The organism is Paenarthrobacter sp. YAF11_1 (assembly GCF_052113445.1).
GTDB lineage: Bacteria > Actinomycetota > Actinomycetes > Actinomycetales > Micrococcaceae > Arthrobacter.
The window spans coordinates 32,472-51,020 of the sequence record NZ_JBFRDF010000003.1; the positions used below are offsets into that span (position 1 = coordinate 32,472).

Genomic DNA, 18,549 nt, shown 5'->3' on the forward strand with positions numbered 1-18,549 from the left:
ATTTTCGGCGCGGGCATATCATCCGTGGGTCTGGTCCCTGCACCGCTCGTGTACTTTGTTGGCCTCCTCCTTATGTGTCTCCTCATCGCTGCCACCAAGTACTACCGGCGTTGGCGATGGGTTCCACTTGGGGTGGGGTCGGCACGTGCGGCCGCTTTGGGCGTGGGGTGCGTGGCGGCGATGAGCGCGGCATCAATTTTCAGGGGAGGCGAATGGAGTTTCGTTGTCATTCCCATACTCAGCGTCGTGGGAACCGTTGGCATGTTCCACTGGCTAAGCAGACACGGGCGCTTCGTGAGCTCAAAGGGATCGGACCTCGCCTGAGTGCGAGGCCCGGTTCAGACCGCCTTCGTCATGAATGTACCTGCCGACCACGCGGCGCCCGATCGAAAGAGGGAATGATGAGCAAGGTTCCGCATCCGCTGCAAGTGGTGATGTTCTTCGTTATGGCCGTCATTTTCGCGACCTGGCAGCCGTTCGTCTGGTGGCGGGTGGGCGCTGCGGTTCTCATGCTGGGGTTTGGTTGCTGCGGCCTTTATGTGTTGCGGCGGAGCAGGCGCAAGGAGTCCAGCCAGGAGCCGGGCGAGCTCGAGTGACCGGGAAGTTGATGATGGCCTGTGGACAGACGTCCGCGGGCCATCGCTTTGTTAGGGGGTGTTTTGGTCGGGGCGAAGGCGATTCTGCAAGTCGGGGTCACCCGAGCCGGCCACGAAGCCGAAGTCGTATTTTCCGTTCTCCGGTGGTAGCTCGCGCTCCAGTTTCATTGCCGTCGTGGGTGTGACCAGGGTTTTCGCGATTCCGCTTTCTGTATCAAAGGTGAAGGACCCAAAGATTGTCGGGTCAACGCGGTGCCTCAGCAGGAGCGTCGTGTCCGAGCCGTTGACTTCACAAGCGACCGGGTGGTAGTCGTCCAGTTGCCGGCCCCATATGGGTAGGGAGAGTGGGAACGAAAGCTGGACAGCTTCAGGGAAGGAAAACGGGATGCGGTCAATCGAAAGGCTGAAATCATCGACGCCGTCCGTCTGAAGCATGAGGGATCGGGGGTCGAATGTTCTCGTAGGCCCGTCCGGCAACTCCGTCGCAGACCATATGAAGACCCTTGGGTGCACCGAAACTGCATGCCTCAACAATTGGTTACCGCTTTGGCAGTACGAGATGCCGGTGTAGGCGCTTGCCTGTCCGCCGCCCAGCGCTTTTCCGATTGCAATCGCCAGCTGCTCAGAGGAAGTGTCCACGCCTCATCCTCGCATGGGTGACGCTACCCGCTTAGGAGGGTTCGCCGTCGTCGTTTGTCAGTAGGAACTTGCGCAGGAGATTCGCCAGCTGTGTCCGTTCGGTCTTGGATAAGCCTTCTAGCATCTTTTGTTGATTCTCGACGTGGTGCTCCACTACGTCATCCACCAGGGCGAGTCCCTCGGGTGTGATTGAGGGACAGCGGGGTTACAACGTGACCAAATGTCGCAGGGTTGGAAATCCGTGGGGGCTTGTTAGAGTCCGTCTATGACTGAACTCAGCGAAGCGGCCGTAAGACTAACTGAAGTTTGCCGTTCCATTTTCGACGACGAATCTCAGTGGATCGAAGCGGACGGTTATCCGAACAGCCTCGCACTGGGCATCATCGACTCCATATTCTCGACCGGATCGCATTACACAAGCGTCGTAAACGTCACTACCGCGTATCGCGCCATGAGGCGAGCCCAGGGAGGCGACCCAAATAATGACGGCGTCCAGGAATTGCTGGCCTCGTTCGAAGCCCTGGATGGCAGCGCCGGATGGGCCGAAGCAGTTAACAACCATAAACCGGCGCACACTGGACGCGGGGCACTCCTCAAAGCCGAGGTTGTTTATCGCGCCGCATTGACCTTGGCTTCACTTGAAGGTGGTCCAATCGAGACCGCAGCTGACGTGCGGGAGGAGTTCCAGCGGGACCCCGAGCTGAAGAGGATCAAGAAGGCATGGCTACGGCTCCCAAGCCAATCCTCCGGAGTCACCTTTAACTACCTACTGATACTCGTTGGTCTGCAATCCGTGAAGCCTGACCGTATGGTGATTCGATTCATTGAAGAACACGCTGGCCTCGAAGACCGAGCGGTCACCTCGAAAGAAGCAGCGAGCATCATCAGCCAAGTCGCGGGGCTCTATCCGACTCAGGCGCGCAAGCTTGATCACGTGATCTGGCGGCATGTCTCGGGCAGGGACGTTTTTCGTGCGGTTGACGTCACCTGAATTCGTGTATTTGGAGTGCGCACAGCTTCGGTTAGATGGACGGCCGCTATGCGGGAAGCAGCAATGCTTGCTTTATCGACGTAACGGGAGCCAGATATTAATTTGAGTTGGCCCTCAATCGGTACAGTGGGATGGATTGGCTACCTAGGCATCGCCTATTGGGTGGCGCGCGCTGTCTGATAATTCGTCGCTTGGAGCCCCGTGGAACTTGAACAAACCGCCGTTGTTGTGCCTCTCATCCCATTGCATGAGGAGCCAAGTACCGAGATGATGCTCCGAATGCTGATGAATCGGGAAGCCCTCGTCATCAGTTCTGTTTCACGGACCCCGCACAGTATTCCTACTGGGATGGTCGCGCAAACTTCAGGAGCATTTGCCAAGTCCATCAGCCAAGCGTTAGGACAAACTGGTCGAGCCGCAACGAGCGAAGGCCTCTATCGAGTTATCCTGCCATCTGGCTCGGTCGCGCGAGATCTCGTACCTGCCGTGGGTGGCGGGTTCCGCGGGATTGCAAGAGCAGCTGGATCTACAAAGATCGCTGGTCACGTTCGTCTCTTGCCAGCGGCCGCGGGTACTGGTGCTGCCATGGCGGCTGGGCCGTTGATTGCCACTGTAGGCCTCGCTGTAGCTGCGGAGATGTTGGCTCAACATCAGATGAACAAGAAGCTAGCCGGGATCAGGAACGCTGTGACCGGGATCCAGGACCGGATGGATGAAAGCGAGCGTTCCGTCTTGGTAACCGCGGACCAGCAGGCTCGCAAGGTTGCAGGGTATCTGTTGGATCAGGCGCACATACCTTCTATCTCCTCCGCTGCTCATGCATTCGGTGATTTGGACACTCTGACTAACACATACATAAGTCGCCTCGACCGATGGCTGCAGATTGCTGCGAAGTATCGAGATTCAGATCGTGTGTACGGGCCGAGTTTAATGAAGCAGCTCGTAGATAAGCGGGACAACGAAGTACAGGAATTCGAGCAGATGGTGGCCCAGACCTATCACGCTCTTGCGCTCAGGGGACGAGTAGTCGTGCTCGAAAAGATTGCGGCTGAGTTCTCCAATGGTGATCGTTCGCTTCCTCACGTCGAGAAAGTTCTCGGTGAGGAGCTCGCTTTACTCGCTGATAGACAATCCCAGCTTGTGAGTCTCCTTGACGACCTGAACGTTTTGCAGATTGATTCAAGCAAAGTGCCTGTTGCGTTCGCAGGCAAGGGAGTCATCGGGGCTCGGTCAAGTTTCGCCCGTCTCGCCCGGGCACTTCACGCGACCCCGGAAAGCCTGCCTCTCTTGACGGAGGCTGACCAGACGGTTCTGGAGTTAGCTCCAACAGACGATGGACTGTCAGTCATTGCCCCTACTGAGAAGTAGATGCGGCACAGGCGGGAATTGTCATTCGTCATAGCCCGGGGGCCAATCTAGAAGCCCGGATTTCGGGACGATCCGCTGTGCCTTAGGAGGCGAAAACGGTATCCCTTTGGTCCTGCTGTGCGATCGTCTCATCCTTGGGAGCACGCTCTAAGTGCTTTGGGTGAGCTCAAAGAACCGCGGCTTCGGTAGCAGCACTGAGTCTTGCTGGCACGATGCCGGCGCCCTTGCAGACGACGCTAACCAGGTTGTAACAGCTTCGATGTGCAACATGCTTCCGATCCGGGCAGCGAGCCTGGTCACGAAGTGTTTATTGGGGTCTAAACGCCGTCGTGGTTTGTCAGCAGGAATTTGCGCAGTAGGTTCGCCAGTTGTGTCTGCTCAGTCTTGGACAGGCCATCGAGCATTTTCTGCTGGTTCTCGACGTGGTGCTCCACCACGTCATCCACCAAGGCGAGTCCCTCTGGCGTGAGGCTGATAAGGAGTTGCCGGCGGTTCTCGGGGTTGGTCTCGCGATGAACCAAGCCGCGCGATACCAGCCTATCTACGCGGTTGGTCATGGCCGCCGAACCGATCATGGTGAGGCTGGCGAGTCGACCCGGCGTCAACGGCGCCTCGGCCGCTGACCGGCGCAGTGTTGCCAGGACGTCGAACTCCCAAGGCTCCAACCCGAACTGGTTCATGAATTTCTGCACGTCCAAGGAGGCGAGGCGACTCGCCCTGTTGAGCCGGCCCAGAACGCCCATGGAGCTGACGTCGATGTCGGGTCGCTCCTTGTTCCACTGCTCAAGAATCATGTCCACTGCGTCGCGGTCCATCGTCCTCCAATGCTTGACCTCAAACAGTACAGCACCTACATTGTCTTACATCAAATAGTTCGACATCGAAATGTATGGATGTGAAAGATGAGTTCATCTGCAGCGGTTGCCAGCAGGGCGGGAGTTGGGGCGTCCAAGGCATCTCCTCGCGACCTCTTTATCACCGCCCTTGCCCCGATGGTTTGGGGATCCACCTACCTGGTGACCACGGAGTTTCTCCCCGCGGACCGGCCGCTCCTGGCTGCCACCGTGCGGGCCCTGCCAGCGGGCATCATGCTCATGCTGGTCACTCGAACGTGGCCGCGGGGGAGTTGGTGGTTCAAAGCTGCGGCGCTGGGCGCACTCAACATCGGGCTGTTCTTTTTCCTGCTGTTTTTCACCGCGTACCAACTGCCGGGCGGGCTCGCAGCGCTGGTCATGTCCATTCAGCCACTGTTTGTTCTCTTGCTGGGTGTCCTGTTGCTGGGGGAGAGGATCCGCAAGGCGCACATCATTGCCTGCGCGGTGGGAGCCGCAGGTGTTGGCTTGCTCGTCCTGCGATCCGACGCGTCGCTGACTCTTGTGGGTGTGCTCGCCGGGATGGCGGCGGCGCTGAGCATGGCGGCAGGCATAGTTCTCACCAAACGCTGGGGAAGGCCCGACGGCGTGGGGCTGCTTGGGTTCACCGGCCTGCAGTTGGCGACGGGTGGGGTCATTCTGCTGCCCGTGACGTTGGTCGTTGAAGGGCTGCCGGGGGCGGTTACTGGGCCTAATCTGGCGGGGTTTGCTTACCTGAGCGTGATTGGTGCGTTGGCTGCCTACGCGGTGTGGTTCCGGGGAATTCAGCGGCTGCCGACGATGGTGGTGTCGTTCCTGGGATTCCTGAGCCCGCTGGTGGCGACGGTGCTGGGGTTCGTGTTTCTGGGGGAGGCGTTGTCGGGGTGGCAGCTTGTGGGTGCGGTGCTGGTGCTGGGGGCGGTGTTTTTGGTGCAGCGGCCTGGTGTTGTTGAGGGTTCAAGTCTTCCACAAACGGCGGTGCTGCCACGCTGATTGCCGCAGCAAATGGGCCCTTCAAAGTTTGTTGCAAGTGTTCTGGCGTGATGCAAGTTCATGCCGCTGTTCTGGGGGCATTGCACCATGGGATACGCGCTTCATAGTTCCGGGCGCTGATGAACCCCGGCGTGTCATTTTCCATGTGCTTGATCGCCGGCGTTGTTGGTGCTAGGCTTGCCCGGTCCAAGAGCGCGTTGCTGGCTGCTCGTGGCTGATGGTGAAGCAGTCCATGACTTCGGGGGCGTGGCTCTGCGATGGTGTTCGCACGTATTGATCAAATGTTAGGAACTACGGGCCTTGATCGTGCCTACTTCCCCGCGCCCGGATGCTGCCGCCATGTTCAACCTCCTGGACTTCTGAATCAAAGCCACTGAGGTCCTAGCCTTTGGGCAGCGCGTGGTCCGCCCCGAGGCCCTGCCGGGGGCAACTGCCCGTCCTGCGGCGTGATCAGTACGCGGGTGCATTCACACACTGGCCCCAACGCCCGCGCAACATCCCTGTGGCCGCATCTGTCGAAATGATCCGGGCCAAGCGGAGGTTCTTCTGCGATGAGTATCTGACCCGCGCCAGTCACTCACCGAGAAAACAACCGAGGTCCCATGCCGTGTGCGCTCTACCCGTCGGCTCACAACGCCCTCATCGCCGCCGTGATCGGATCCTGAAGGGCCGCCGCGGAAAACAGCCTCATGGTTCGGTGTCGCCTGGTGGCTGGTCCAGAGGGCACTAGACTCCGCGGTGCTGACGCTTGTCGTCGATACCGGGCTCTTCGCGGGGGTGGTGAAACGGGTTGCGTGTCTTGACCGGCACGACCACCACGGAAGTCGAAGCTAACAACACCGCGATCAAACACATCAAACGAACAGACCGGGGATTCACCAATGCCCGGTACTACAAAACGCGTAGCCTGTTGCGCAGTGCCGCCAGAACAACGGCATGAACATCCACCACGGCAGAACTTTCACCACGAACAGTGAAGAGCCCGATACCGATCACCCCGCTGACCAGGATGCGCGTGACAGCATCACATCAGCTTTGCATCACCGCCGGATCGGAACCGGAGGCCTATTGTGATGGCTAGCGCAACCCTCGAGGTCGCTAGTTGAACAAAGGGACTCAACTATTTGGCCAGGGCGTGGCGGGGATCGTGGGTTACACCGAGGTACTTCCAACTTCGGGAGGGCCAAGGGTCCTGCTGCTTCGTCACTCACCGGAGGAGGGTGTCGGTTCGCCAGTTGCCACACAAACGGCGACTTTCATCCCGCCGCGATCCTCGCCTCGTGATCGCTCAAACTGAAACCCTCGTCTTCTGCTGACAAAATGGCGGCAGAGGCCTTCTGCCGGCTGCGTACCGTGAATCCTATCTTGCCCTTCGGGGCCGCCGCATATGGCGCAGCGTAGGAGATCATGACCGCTATAAGAGCGGGATCGATGTCACCGGAGAGTGCTGACGGGTTACTAACGGCACGCTTGCCGCGAGGATCGTGGGCTGGTGTCAGCAGGATTGCCCCACGTGTCTGAGTGCGGAGAGTTTCCACAAGGGTCGTGACACCGTCCTGCTGACGCGGATCGGCTATCGCTTCGATCGCGACGCGTTGCCTTCTTGAACTGCCAGAAAATGCCCACTGTCGCTCCTCGCGACGCTTCCGCTTGAGAACGTTGAGCGGCACTCCCTCAACAGTGACTCTGGTGCCTTCAGCCAGTTCGGGAACAATGACAACCCAATCCTTGATTCGGCCGTCCGCTTCCGCCTTCTTTAGAAACTCAAGTTGAGGTTCAAGATCGAACGTTCCGCTGAACTTAGTTTCGTCTAAGACTCTGATGAAATCGCCGGCGGAGACGATCCCGTACTTGGCTGCATAGGATGATCCCGAATCTGTAACAAAAGTTGCGTCTTTGATTGCACTTTCAAGTAGCGGCTTAACTGCATGAAAGTTACCTCGGTTAACGGGGTCCTTTTGGGCGGGAAGTGCGTTAAGATCTTTAAGGCGCCCTCCTTCCCCCCGCTCCGTCACAACTGCGTTGTATCTCTTATTGGCAGCAGTCGGGGCCAGCCATTGGAGGTGCTGTGTGACGAGTGGTGGTACGTCCCTCGGACGAACTCGGGGCTTCCCTTCGTCATCGAGCTCGGCATAGCGAGCCAGTTCGTCGCGGAAAAGTTCTTCGTCGATAACAATGGACTCAAAGGCTTCGTAGAGGTCAAAATATTTCTGACCACTGAGCTCCGCGCGTCCAATGTACAGACGAACTAGGTCCTTGTATCCGCCTCGGAATCCGAACCACCGTCCCATCTGCATCAGAGTGTCTGCAGCCAGAGTCTTTCTGCGGTAGTAAGAGACAGTCAGGCCCTCTACTGTGAATCCTCGGCTTAACTTGGTACCGCCCACGAGGATGCGCCAAACGGAGCCACGATCAAAGTTAAGAGCTTCCTGATGCATCTGCAGATCTTTGTCACCATTTACCACAAGAACAGGGTTCTGGCTCGAGTTGATCTTGTCGAGAGCTTTGCCGATAAATGGCATTAGTTCATCAAAAGACGATGGTACGACTGATTCGCCTTCCGCCCGAGCCTGACTAACCGGATAATAATCTTCATTCCAAAGTTCTTCCAGTCGCGGTAGGCCTGAAGATGAGTATCCGCCCTTGGCCCATAATTCACGCAAGAGTTCTGCCGTGTCCCGATGTTCGATCATTTTCATTGATTCGTGAACAAGCATCGTGTGATGTCGGAATGTTAGGCCAGACTTTTCTTCTCGATACAGCTTAATAGCACCAGATAGAAGGTAAGCGTCGAGGGCACTCCTAAGGGACATTTCTACTGAATCTGGGGCATCGCCCTGAACGGACCGAACAAAAGCCGCCTCGTTGGATGTTTTGAATGACTTAGTATGATTCTCAAATTCAATCCCAAGGTCGTGAAAATCTTTAGCCCCCATATATCCGATTGGTCGCTTTAGCGCAATTATGAAATCATTGGGGAAGATGTCGGCGGCATCGTCCGGATCCACAAATACATTCGCAAAAGGAGTTGCGGTATATCCGACATATTGAGCTCGTTTAAGAATACCCAATAAGTTTGTAATTTCCAGATTGACCGCCGTGCGTTCTTTCTTCTCCGCTGCGGTGGGGCGTTTGGTGCTGATGGACGCTTGATCAGATTCATCATCAATGATTAATGTGGGGATCTCAGCAAGACTGATCTTTAATGACTTAAGGTCAGAAACGAGCTTTTTAAGAACGGTCGTATTCTTCTTTACGACAACAATTTTAGCATCTGATTTATATAAGTTATCAGGATGGTAGAGTGGCTTCGTCTTATCGCGGAGACCTGTGCGAAACTCAAGGGCATTCAGGCCCTTCTTGAGGCGCTTGTAGTCATCTGCATACCCCGAAAGGCGGACAATATCCACGAAACCAGCATCAGACGGTTGAATGCCGTGAGACAGAAAATTATCCCAGTCCGTATCGCCTAAGTAGTCTATTTCCTTGCGGTGTTCAGGATCGTCGACATCCATGCCACCAATTATATTTTCCTTACCGACAAGCTCCATGTCGAGGCGTCGTTGCGTCTGAGTCCGCAGCATGTTAAGCGTTCCGGCGAGGACGATAATCAGACGGTAGCCAGCGTCGATAGACTTGGCAATGGTTCCCGCAAACTGTGCTGTCTTACCGCTCTGAACGTAGCCCACAACCAACCCTTTTGATTGGTACAGTGCTTCTTTGGTGGGGTCACTAAGTCGACTGACGACTTCGCGCGTGCTAACGTCCAGGTCTGCTATCGCTTCTGCGGGCCATCCCTTCTTCGTGAGAACACCCCGGTAGGCTGGCCAGTAGAACGAATGCTGCTTTGCGCGCTCCTCTGTGTACCACGGGTCTGCCTCAGCGGCGATTACAATGTCTCCCTCGTCGGCCCGCACGGGCCACTGGCTATTCACGATGTCCTTGGCATCATCGGTGAAGCCTAGAAGCGTGAGGACCCGATCGCGGCGTCCGACGGTGGCAGGCTCTGAACCTCCAAACCACTCGCCCTGTGATGTGGCGTCCCAACGAGCTAAGGCGAGCTGGAATTCCATTCTGATGGGGTCGTTGACATTCTCCGCAGTGACAGCTGAGATTAAATTTTCCTCGGCCATGGTCGGCAGGTCTTCGATCTTGAGCTCGCCGTTTACCCGCACCAATAGAGCCTTCGGGCGGTCCGCCCCCATGACCTTCAACTGGGAGATAAGGGCATCTCGAATAGCGGATGACGACAACGTTTCCCCCACAGGACCCGTCCCTTCGTGATTAGACCAGTTGGTCATTGGAAGTTGCTTGATTAAGAGGAGCCGGCGCAGTTGCGGGCTCACGGCTGCTGACATCTATACGGTAGGACAAATCACTAACAGTTTCGAAATGCGGTACGACGGACATAAGTGCCGCGGTTGTAATTGCGGGAAAATCTTCGGTGACAAGATACGTCTGGATTGGGCTTCGCAGCATGAATTTCTGAGAATAGAGATCGGCGTCCTCTCGATGCCAGCCCAAACCCTTTAGATAGTTCCAAAACCGCTCGCTTTCAGTATCCAAAGAGTAAGCGACGTCGGCTACAAGTTCGTTCAGTGACTTGCCGGAGTCCAGCCCTGCCCTAGTTATCTGAACGGAGATTAGCCACAGGTCCCGGCTTGGGTTCTTTTCGAGTTGGGAAGCGGATCCGATAACGTGGATCCGTTTCTCGCTTGTAGTCGTCTTGCACTCGGCGTCGTATGCACCGAAAACGAAGTCGTGCTGTTCGCTCGCTGGTCCTAGCCAAGCGTCCACAGCACTCGCTTCGCCGATCAGGGGGATGAGCTGGCGCATGAGGAGCAGCTCACCGAACAACCCGTGCTGTTGTTCTGAGCTCAAGCCACTTTTGCCACGTAGTAGGGCCTTGTAGTTTCCCAAAGCCTCCGTTGTTGCCCGCGCAAAGCTGGAACCAGCGAATAGCTCGTCAACTATTGTAGTCAAAATGTTGTAAGCCTCAAAGTGGGCGTCGGTTGCGTCTACTCGGACCTCAAATTCGCTGGCCGGCCCATCGCCTATAACGGCGAAAGAGATCCTGCTAAATTTGCTGACGTCAGGCTCCACTCCCATGGCGGGGGCCGTCAATGCTATCTCTTCGTGGATCGGGTCGATGGTGATCTCGCATCGCGGGTTCTCGATGACTCGATGTCTGGAGATTTCACGCTCTCTAAAGAGGCGTTCCAGCGAAACAGGGTCAAAGAATCGATGCTGGATGCTACTCATCTTTACTCTCTTCACGGACTGCAGTGGCTCGACTAACGTCGTCTCTGAGTGCTTGTTCAAGCGCCAGGGAAATGCGGAAGTGATCTTGTTGTCTATTTTTTTGTAGATGGGATTTTAGAAATTCTTCTTCTAGTAGCAAAAAAAGAAGAGTCTTTATTAACTGCGCATCATTGGTTGCACCCCTTACTCCGCCATTGATGACTTCTCGATAATTTTGATTTAGATAGATTACCCGAGTTTCGAGATCTATCTCGTAGAGGCCCATGCTGAGAGCCTTCCAACTGATTTGTATGGGGTCTGAATTGGGTCGCATCATCTTTTCATTTGCTGCGATCATCGTCCTACTGGCATCAGAGAAGCCACGCCCCATAGGTGCGAAGCGTCGATGTTCTCTCGTACGTCGGTTGGACTCTTTAAAGGCGCTCCTCGCTGCGTCCAGGTACTGCCGAAAGGACACCCCCGAATTGCTGACCGCTCTGTCGATCGCAGTCGTTAGTGCAGGGGTGAATTGAACCCCAGTCTTCTCCGGATTGATTTTCACGTGTTCATCGAGGCCGGTGCCGACGTCGAAGATCACACGCGCCAATTGCAGCGCCTTCTCGTTAGCGAGGAGTTTCTGCCATCCGCCGAGATGCTGCAGTCGGTCGCGACGATAGACGAATATGCCCTGATGATGTTCTCGGTCTTTGCCCATCAGACGGGCTGAGGGGGTCGCTCCGCTGGCCGGTAAAATATGGCACTCGAGCGTGAACTCCTGATCACCTACTTGCCCTATCAGCTTCATGGGGTAGTTTTCATTCCCGCTTTGCCTGTAATCAAAGGGGTCCATTGGTTCAAGCCTGGAACTCAGACCCGCTTTTGACCTGTCAGCGTCGAACACGTCAACGTAGATATCCACTGCACCCGTCTCAAGAAGACGGTGGAAAATGACGGACAATTCCAGTTTGAGAGCCACCAGTGCGTTTTCGAACCAACGAGTCTGGTCAGCGAGATTGTCGGCCGCGGACATGCCATGCACGTCCGACCACTGCACTACTGTGCCCGTTGTGAGTTCGAAACCGTAATTGGACCCGTAGAGGTGTGCAAGAGCGGAGGATTCGCTAAGTATGTCGCAGTGAGCTCCATTCATCATGGAGTCTTTCGTCATTCTCATGCCGGTGGGCTCATTACCCGCAGCCCTGGTCCATACGCTGAGCACATCTGCTTGGCTGAGTGAGCTTGCTTTGAGGCCCATTCCGAAGTGGCCGAGTTCGTTTGGTCGGTAGTTTCGACGTCTGCCTACCGTCATTCCCTCGCGGAGCCCCAGCGGAGTCATCCCTATTCCGTTGTCCACAATCTGTACACCGATTATGGTCCCGTGACTTTGCAGGAACCGAACCAACACAGCATTGGCTTCAGCGCTAATGCTGTTGTCAATAAGGTCGGCGACCGCTGAGCTTAGAGTGTGGTGCTTTCCCAGACCCTCCATAGCTTTGGAATCGATAGGGAGTGTGACCTTTTCTACTGCCTCCTCTTGGCCAAAGAGGTCCACAGTTGTCATGACTCATCCTCAAATTCAGCTGACTCAAACCTGAGCTGCGTGGCATTCTCGCGAACCACACGCACCGTGTCGGCATCAAATCCGGCCGCGCGGTTGGCTATTACCTCGACGGAAACCTCGATATCGGCGTCAGACACGGTCGCAATATGACTCAGCACCTCGTCGTAGACCTTCTGAAGGTCGGCTCTGAGCGCTTCGGCTCGCGCATAGAACGTGCCAGTGAATCTTACGTTCTTGGCACGTTCACGTTTGCTCGGTTCCATCTGCTCCCACGGCAGCCCTGCTGTTAGCGCATCCTGCCCGTCCAAAGTTGTGCCTTCGGACGGGGCCTCGGGATCCTCACAGGTTGCGTGTGCCGTTAGCACCTCTCGCTCTCGCTGTTTCTCAGCTAGCCGCGGATCTACCAGTAGGGTTGAATCGGTGATCGTCCCGAATGAGTCGTTTGACATCGGAATGGCCAGCCCGTGGAAGTCACCTGAAACTTCGTCGTACCCTTCAGCTAGGGCAAATCCTTCGGTGCTCCACGTAGGCAAGTCCAGGACTGCCCGCACACCCGACTCTAAGACGGCGCGGTCGCGGATACGCCGCAAGTAAGCGTACTGCGTGTAATAGCCCCACAACTCGCCTACTGTAATCCGGCCGGCGTTCCAGCGTGCCCGCAACCGTCCGTCTAGTGCCTGTTTGATCGCTGCAGGCGCATTGACCACGCGAAGCGCGTCGTAACGGACTAGAGCCGAGCCTGTCCGTTCGGTGAGTGACCCACCGCCGCTGCCGATCTTCTGCTTGGACCATTGCACGCTGTGACCCTCGTGGATCTCGGGCGCAAAGACCCACATGTACGTGCCGGACAGTCGAAGATCCACGGCCTTCCGGCTATCCGCGAGCCTTGCCTTAACTTGAGTTTCTTGTTGGCGAGTCAGTCCGAGGTCATCGACTTGATTATTGATGTCACGCCATGCAATAAAGTCACGGACGGCAGTTTCAAGTGAGGTGTACTCGTTCTCGTCAGGCGCCAGGAACACAACCGTGTTACGGTGGTGCCGATTCGCGGACCCCCGATGCTCGTAGACATCGTGAGCAAACGTCAGCGCGTCGCTGGTCTCGGATTTACTTCTGTGCGTGTGCTGGGGGTGAAGGAGGACGAGACGAACGCCTTCCACATCAGGAACTTCCGATGACGAAGATGGCGCTACGACGGTACCGGTGAATGCAGAAGTCGGGCGCCCCTCGACTTTGTTGAGACGGTCCACAATTTCTTGCCAGACATCCTCTTTGTGCAGCCGCTCGGCAATGTCCTTGGCCTTACGACTCACGGAGGCTTGGACATCAAACCAGTAACGACTGGACTCGGAATAAAAGTACGTGGCCTGCTCCGACATGAGCTGAAGCGCGCTGCCAAAATTCCCCACTACATCGCCAGGGATGGCGATGCCAAGTGCAACATGCTGACGTTCAATGCCCTTGTGCGCGCTGCGGAGAGTGGGAGCCGAGCCCAGGAAAATTGTACGTGCTAAACGTCGCGACAAAAGTCGGTTTTGGAACGCTGGCCTCGACGCGTCTATCCGGGTGGGGGTAGCCGCCGAGCCGTCGACATCTGCATCGATGATGGGCTTCCATTGGTCGTCGAGGTACTGCGTGATCTCGGTAAGAACACCGTCGGTGTCTAGCGGGACGCTGCCCGGCATGATCATAGGGCTTTGGTCACCAGCCATCCATAGCTCGTGGACCACTGTGCTCATAAGCCGTAGCACGCCGCGCGTCCGCTGGAATCTCTCTAAAGTAGACCAGTCGCGGTAGAGTCGCTCGAATAGCTCAGGATGGATTGGGTAGGCCTCAGCGATGCGGCGCTCGTATTCGCGATCCATGGTTTCGACAGGGAACTCATCGCGATGGTTCTTATAGAACTCGGCGAATTGGCGTGCTGTTGATGAGATGTCGACGGAAGCGTCACCGGAAGGAGCTTCAAATAGCCGCCGGCGGACTATTTCGAATGATTCGCGGGACGTCGCTGGCCGCCACTGATCCGCTACCCGGCGGACCACGTTTTGTAGACGCTCGAGTGCAGCTTTACCGTTGGGGCCGCCGACTTCGAGGTCGGACGCGGAGTCCTGTTGGCTTTCCGAAGTGTGGTCAGATGCTGGAATCGAGACCACCAGCATCACGCCGGGGACTGATTTCGCAGCTTCCGTGAGCGTCTGTGCGAAGGTGAACTGCGTATCGAAGGTTCCGGCTGGCAAGCCATCCCGGGCATACAGCTGACGGGCATATGCAACCCATTCGTCAATGAGAATAAGCGCTGGCGAGTATCGGCTCAGGAGCGCCCTAAGGCTAGCGCCTGGATTGGTGCCGGAGACATCTGATTCTTTGACAATGTCGTAGCCATCACGGCCACCGAGCTGCCACGCGAGTTCGCCCCATAATGTGTTGACCACGGTGCCGTCGGCCTTGGCAGCATCCTTGCCTGGCATCACGGCAATGTGATTTCCCACGAGGACTGCGCGCCTGCACGTTCCGAGCGCCTGGAGGTCGGTGTCGCTAAGGAGCTCTTGAATTTCCTGAGGGTACTCTCCGAGTTCGTGGCCTGACATGATGTGCCACAGAGCGAGCATCGAATGGGTTTTGCCGCCGCCAAAGTTGGTCTGCAGGTTGATCACGGGGGGCGCGCTGCGGTCGCCACTAATGCGACGAACGGCTTTGGCCAGGAGATCTTTGAGGCCTTCCGTCAGATACGTCCGGCGAAAGAACTGTACTGGATCGATATATTCTTCGGATCCGACACCTTGCGAGACCATATGGAGGTCAGCTGCGAATTCACTGGCATTGAAAGACCCATTGATGACATCCGGATGCGGTTTGACGACGTCGCGCCAGGCTTTGATTGTAGACGACCCCGTTTCCGAGAGAACACCCGAGGAGGTGGCCTTCTTGACGTCTTTTTGGAAGTTGCTGTTGCGAAGGTCCTCGCGAGAAACTCGGATCTGATCGGCACCAAGGGGCGACCCAACTACTCGCAAAAGGCGTTCGAGAGTGTCCAGGGCACGATAGGCATCGTCAAAATTGATCGGTTTACGGTGCGCCCAGTTGTTACGGATATCCCGAGCCTCGCCAGCCAAATTCTGCTCGGCTCGGGAGAGTTTTCCGCCAAAGGGGAACCATCCGGGGATTAGTTTTTCCGTGAGTGCCCTGAGTTGATCATTGGGATCAAATCGGTTGTACTGTTTTACCGCCCCGCCCTGTGCATCCTTGGCCGCGAGAATGATGGTCCAATCTTTGCCGGGCGGGACTCTGGACTCGAGTGCTTCGGCGACGAACGGCTCCAGTCCCAGCGCCAAAATATCAAGTGCCTTACCGATTCGGTCGAGATTGCTCATTGCCATATTGCCCCCGAATGCCTTTCTAGAACTCGTCGAGGGATTCGAAATCGAATCCCAACTGTGTGGTGGATGTGCCTGATTCGGAGGATCGCAGTATATCTGGCCACGCGGTGGCAAGATTGTTGAACGTTTGGCCGATGGCAGACCAATTCTTCCGTTCAGCTATCGAATACAGGAGGTACGCGAGTTCCTTCACTGCGTCCAAGTCGATCCGCGAACCGGTCGCCTGCCTGAGCCTACCCACCATCTGGCCAGCATCCTCGATGCCCTTGGACTCCAATACACGTGCCGTGTGAAGCGCGGCCTCCCAGACACTGAGACGATGGTCGCGGCGGGGATCATAGTTGTCAGAGAGTGCGGCCGGGGCAAAGAGCTGCACCTTGCCTGCGCGGCTAGTGAGGATTCCGCCGCGCTCCATTCCGGGAACGGAGGTGTTCAACGCTGTTGCTTGGTTCTCGGCATCGCCGAAGAGCCCTTCATTAAACGCGTTCTGCTGGAACCATTTGAGCGCCCACCTGGTGTCCGAATCAAAGTCGCCTTCCAACTCATTGAGTACCTCCGCCAAGACCTGATTGATGAGCTCAAGCGCTGTGCGGACACGCATCGCCGACCCGTCGGCTTCCGTAACCTTGGAATAGCGAGTGAATACTGCCATACCCGGTCCGATGGTCGACTGGGCTAAATCAACTGGCGCAACTGTGGCCTCCTGCAGCTGCCGCAGCTGTTTCGGAAGCTCGGAGCGGAGGACGGCCAGGAACCCGCCGCGGTCCGTAGACGTCGCTGATTCGCTCCGTGGGCGGCAGGCCAAAACGATCGACGAAGCCAAGGCGTTTGTACTCTGCCCGGTTTGCCGATTCATCAATTCTGTCCGTAGGGGCCACGTCGCCGTTATCGACCATCCTGCGCGGACGATGCCTTCGAGGATCGTCGCCCATCCCGTAGATGATTCTCCACTTGTACTCGTCTCCGACTGCTTAAAGGCGTAATAGACGGTTATCGGGTAGTCCGCTACGGCGTTCTCACGCATGCGTTGGAAAACCGACTCAAAGCCGGTCTCGAAGAACCTCTCTGCACCGGATTTCCCATTGTGCCGATACGGATTCGCGACGAGCTCGTCCGCTTTTGGGACCAGCATTGTGCCCATGAGGCGGGGGTGAACTTCGCGAAGCGCGCGTCTCTGCCAGACATAGAAGAAATCCGACAGGTCTGAATACCCGATGTTGTCGTAGTAAGGCGGATCTGTTGAAACGACTACACCGGTGTAGTTCAACTCAGCGGCGTTGGCGGCGGTCACCTTCGATGCAGCTCGAGATGGTGAACGACGAACTACTTTTTCGATCCATTCGAGTTGCCCCAAGAAGTTGCCAGAAGATGACGAGAACGGATTGGATTCTGCGAAATCCCATGACATAGGGATTGCCTGTCGACCGAAGACGTTTCGCACCGACTCCCGAGAGCTGTCCCAGCCACACAGAGAGGAGGAACGATCTGATGTGCGACTCACAGCTAGCCCTAGGTAGGTGGCAATAGCGTCGGCGTAGGCGGCAGCTCCTGTCCCTCCGGCCTCTAGGCGCTCTCCTTCAGGTAAGCCAGCGGCAATAGCATCGGTAAGCGCTGTTTTACGAATTTCGCCCACGAGGTCGCTCAACGTAGCGAGGGTCACAAGCTGGCGGTTACTGAAAAGATCGGAAAATTTTGTTAGCCCATATACAGGCGGCGAGAACCACCTTGCGTTAGTAGCTATCAATGCTCCATCTAAGTCTTCGCTCGACATTGCGGATGCCTCCGCTTCTATATGGTCGCGAGTCGGCGGCAGGTAAACCCGTCCGCGATTACTTTCAGCGACCACAGCTAGCAGTTGCTTACCAGCATGGCCGTTCTTCTGTGCATCACGAACATATGCTATCGGGACCGCCGAACCGCATGCGATGCATTTCGCCCCTGTCCGTCCGGAGATGGTGCCTTCCGGAATCGGACTACTGCCTGTGCCGTTTGCAATAGCGTAAGTGACTTTACCGCTGGTGACCTGGGGAACGATGTAAACTTCCCGGCCTTTCTTTTTAACCAGCCACCAGGAATTCACCAACGGCATCGCGATCCCACACGCAGGGTTTGGGCAGGTAACCGTGCGCGCCCACTTCCAGACGATGACATCCGCCAACTTTCCGGCCCCGAGCTCGGCCCTAGGGTACAAATGGCCGATCCGGTGCTCCGCCGCCTGGCGCATCAACTTGCCATACGCACGGATGTCGTCGGCGAGGCCCTCAGATCCGGCCCACTCTGTCGTTTGCCCTTCAGCGAGCCCAGGGTATACCGGATGGGCGTCTCTAAATCTGGGGGGTATCTCAATGAGCGCCTTATTGATCAGCACGGCAACAGGGTTAAGGTCCGATGCATGTGATTCGAGGCCCAACCGCTGAGCTTCGAGTGGGATGGAGCCGCCGCCGGCGAAGGGGTCGAGGATGACGGGAGGCCCATCCGGGCCGGAGGACTTCACGATCTCTTCGTGTGCTTCACGCAGGAGTGCTGCGTTGTTCGAATTTTCCCACACGACTAGTCGTTCGATTATGCCGTGGAGCCGAGCCCGCTCTGCAGCTTGCGCCTCTTCACTAGGAAACGCGTCCGGGTGGGAAGATGGATCATCGACGAGCTGCGCAAAAAGGACCGCACGGGCCGTCGCTAAGGGCTTCCGAGACCACCACAGGTGAAGGGTCGATGGGTGCCCATGGCGGATCGACTTCTCCCGCGCCGACTCCCGGTTGATGACCTCGAGAGGCATCGCGACCTCAATGAGTTTGCGCTTCTCCGCGTGCATAAGTGCTTTGTCCATTCATATTGTGCTGCCAGATCCAGGGCACCCCGTTTCCACAACCAAATCTATACTCCACTGGCTGCCGGGACGGCATCGCGCGCGTGATCAGCCGAGGGTTTCCGA

The 18,549-nt window shown here is 56.7% G+C and carries 12 protein-coding genes; 4 read left to right on the forward strand and 8 right to left on the reverse strand.

Annotated features, from left to right (window positions below; all coding sequences use genetic code 11):
• Positions 1–101: 101 nt before the first annotated feature.
• Positions 102–230 carry a hypothetical protein gene (locus tag AB4Y77_RS05750; protein ID WP_311214480.1) on the reverse strand — a complete coding sequence of 43 codons (129 nt, stop codon included), beginning with the start codon at positions 228–230 and terminating at the stop codon, positions 102–104.
• A 171-nt stretch (positions 231–401) separates the two neighbouring features.
• On the opposite strand from AB4Y77_RS05750, the gene AB4Y77_RS05755 reads away from it, so the two are divergent.
• Positions 402–596, forward strand: a complete 195-nt coding sequence (locus AB4Y77_RS05755; RefSeq protein ID WP_442013237.1) for a hypothetical protein — start codon at positions 402–404, stop codon at positions 594–596.
• Positions 597–647: 51 nt separating this feature from the next.
• Here AB4Y77_RS05755 and AB4Y77_RS05760 read toward each other — a convergent pair whose 3' ends face one another.
• On the reverse strand, positions 648–1,235 hold the full coding sequence (locus AB4Y77_RS05760; RefSeq protein WP_442013238.1) for a hypothetical protein: 588 nt from the start codon (positions 1,233–1,235) through the stop codon (positions 648–650).
• A gap of 265 nt (positions 1,236–1,500) precedes the next feature.
• Between AB4Y77_RS05760 and AB4Y77_RS05765 the strand changes: the two genes are divergently transcribed.
• Both AB4Y77_RS05765 and AB4Y77_RS05770 read left to right on the forward strand, forming a co-directional pair.
• A complete protein-coding gene (locus tag AB4Y77_RS05765; protein ID WP_442013239.1) occupies positions 1,501–2,226 on the forward strand; it encodes a hypothetical protein in 726 nt (241 codons plus the stop codon).
• A 201-nt stretch (positions 2,227–2,427) separates the two neighbouring features.
• On the forward strand, positions 2,428–3,594 hold the full coding sequence (locus AB4Y77_RS05770; RefSeq protein WP_442013240.1) for a hypothetical protein: 1,167 nt from the start codon (positions 2,428–2,430) through the stop codon (positions 3,592–3,594).
• 317 nt (positions 3,595–3,911) lie between these two features.
• Here the strand turns inward: AB4Y77_RS05770 and AB4Y77_RS05775 are convergent, their stop codons facing one another.
• The gene (locus AB4Y77_RS05775; protein WP_442013241.1) at positions 3,912–4,409 is read right to left on the reverse strand and encodes a MarR family winged helix-turn-helix transcriptional regulator; all 498 of its coding nucleotides are present in this window, start codon (positions 4,407–4,409) and stop codon (positions 3,912–3,914) included.
• An 87-nt stretch (positions 4,410–4,496) separates the two neighbouring features.
• On the opposite strand from AB4Y77_RS05775, the gene AB4Y77_RS05780 reads away from it, so the two are divergent.
• Positions 4,497–5,438 carry an EamA family transporter gene (locus AB4Y77_RS05780; protein ID WP_442013242.1) on the forward strand — a complete coding sequence of 314 codons (942 nt, stop codon included), beginning with the start codon at positions 4,497–4,499 and terminating at the stop codon, positions 5,436–5,438.
• A gap of 1,256 nt (positions 5,439–6,694) precedes the next feature.
• On the opposite strand, the gene AB4Y77_RS05785 is transcribed toward AB4Y77_RS05780, so the two are convergent.
• Genes AB4Y77_RS05785 through AB4Y77_RS05805 form a run of 5 tightly spaced genes read right to left on the reverse strand, consistent with a single transcriptional unit; the run spans position 6,695 to position 18,444 of the window.
• Positions 6,695–9,739, reverse strand: a complete 3,045-nt coding sequence (locus AB4Y77_RS05785) for a Z1 domain-containing protein (RefSeq protein WP_442013243.1) — start codon at positions 9,737–9,739, stop codon at positions 6,695–6,697.
• On the reverse strand, positions 9,723–10,700 hold the full coding sequence (locus AB4Y77_RS05790; RefSeq protein WP_442013244.1) for a PD-(D/E)XK motif protein: 978 nt from the start codon (positions 10,698–10,700) through the stop codon (positions 9,723–9,725). Before AB4Y77_RS05790 ends, AB4Y77_RS05785 begins: the two co-directional genes overlap by 17 nt.
• Entirely contained in the window at positions 10,693–12,240 is a 1,548-nt protein-coding gene (locus AB4Y77_RS05795; RefSeq protein ID WP_442013245.1) for an ATP-binding protein, read from the reverse strand. Before AB4Y77_RS05795 ends, AB4Y77_RS05790 begins: the two co-directional genes overlap by 8 nt.
• Positions 12,237–15,611, reverse strand: a complete 3,375-nt coding sequence (locus AB4Y77_RS05800) for a DUF499 domain-containing protein (RefSeq protein WP_442013246.1) — start codon at positions 15,609–15,611, stop codon at positions 12,237–12,239. Before AB4Y77_RS05800 ends, AB4Y77_RS05795 begins: the two co-directional genes overlap by 4 nt.
• A 25-nt stretch (positions 15,612–15,636) precedes the next feature.
• Positions 15,637–18,444: a DUF1156 domain-containing protein gene (locus AB4Y77_RS05805; protein ID WP_442013247.1), complete on the reverse strand. Its 2,808-nt coding sequence runs from the start codon at positions 18,442–18,444 to the stop codon at positions 15,637–15,639.
• Between the last annotated feature and the right edge of the window lie 105 nt (positions 18,445–18,549).

Bases quoted from the DNA above. Each gene is read 5' to 3' on its own strand.
- AB4Y77_RS05750 (WP_311214480.1), bottom strand. From the start codon at position 230: ATGACAACGAAACTCCATTCGCCTCCCCTGAAAATTGATGCCGCGCTC.
- AB4Y77_RS05755 (WP_442013237.1), top strand. From the start codon at position 402: ATGAGCAAGGTTCCGCATCCGCTGCAAGTGGTGATGTTCTTCGTTATG.
- AB4Y77_RS05765 (WP_442013239.1), top strand. From the start codon at position 1,501: ATGACTGAACTCAGCGAAGCGGCCGTAAGACTAACTGAAGTTTGCCGT.
- AB4Y77_RS05775 (WP_442013241.1), bottom strand. From the start codon at position 4,409: ATGGACCGCGACGCAGTGGACATGATTCTTGAGCAGTGGAACAAGGAG.
- AB4Y77_RS05780 (WP_442013242.1), top strand. From the start codon at position 4,497: ATGAGTTCATCTGCAGCGGTTGCCAGCAGGGCGGGAGTTGGGGCGTCC.
- AB4Y77_RS05785 (WP_442013243.1), bottom strand. From the start codon at position 9,739: ATGACCAACTGGTCTAATCACGAAGGGACGGGTCCTGTGGGGGAAACG.
- AB4Y77_RS05790 (WP_442013244.1), bottom strand. From the start codon at position 10,700: ATGAGTAGCATCCAGCATCGATTCTTTGACCCTGTTTCGCTGGAACGC.
- AB4Y77_RS05795 (WP_442013245.1), bottom strand. From the start codon at position 12,240: ATGACAACTGTGGACCTCTTTGGCCAAGAGGAGGCAGTAGAAAAGGTC.
- AB4Y77_RS05800 (WP_442013246.1), bottom strand. From the start codon at position 15,611: ATGAGCAATCTCGACCGAATCGGTAAGGCACTTGATATTTTGGCGCTG.
- AB4Y77_RS05805 (WP_442013247.1), bottom strand. From the start codon at position 18,444: ATGGACAAAGCACTTATGCACGCGGAGAAGCGCAAACTCATTGAGGTC.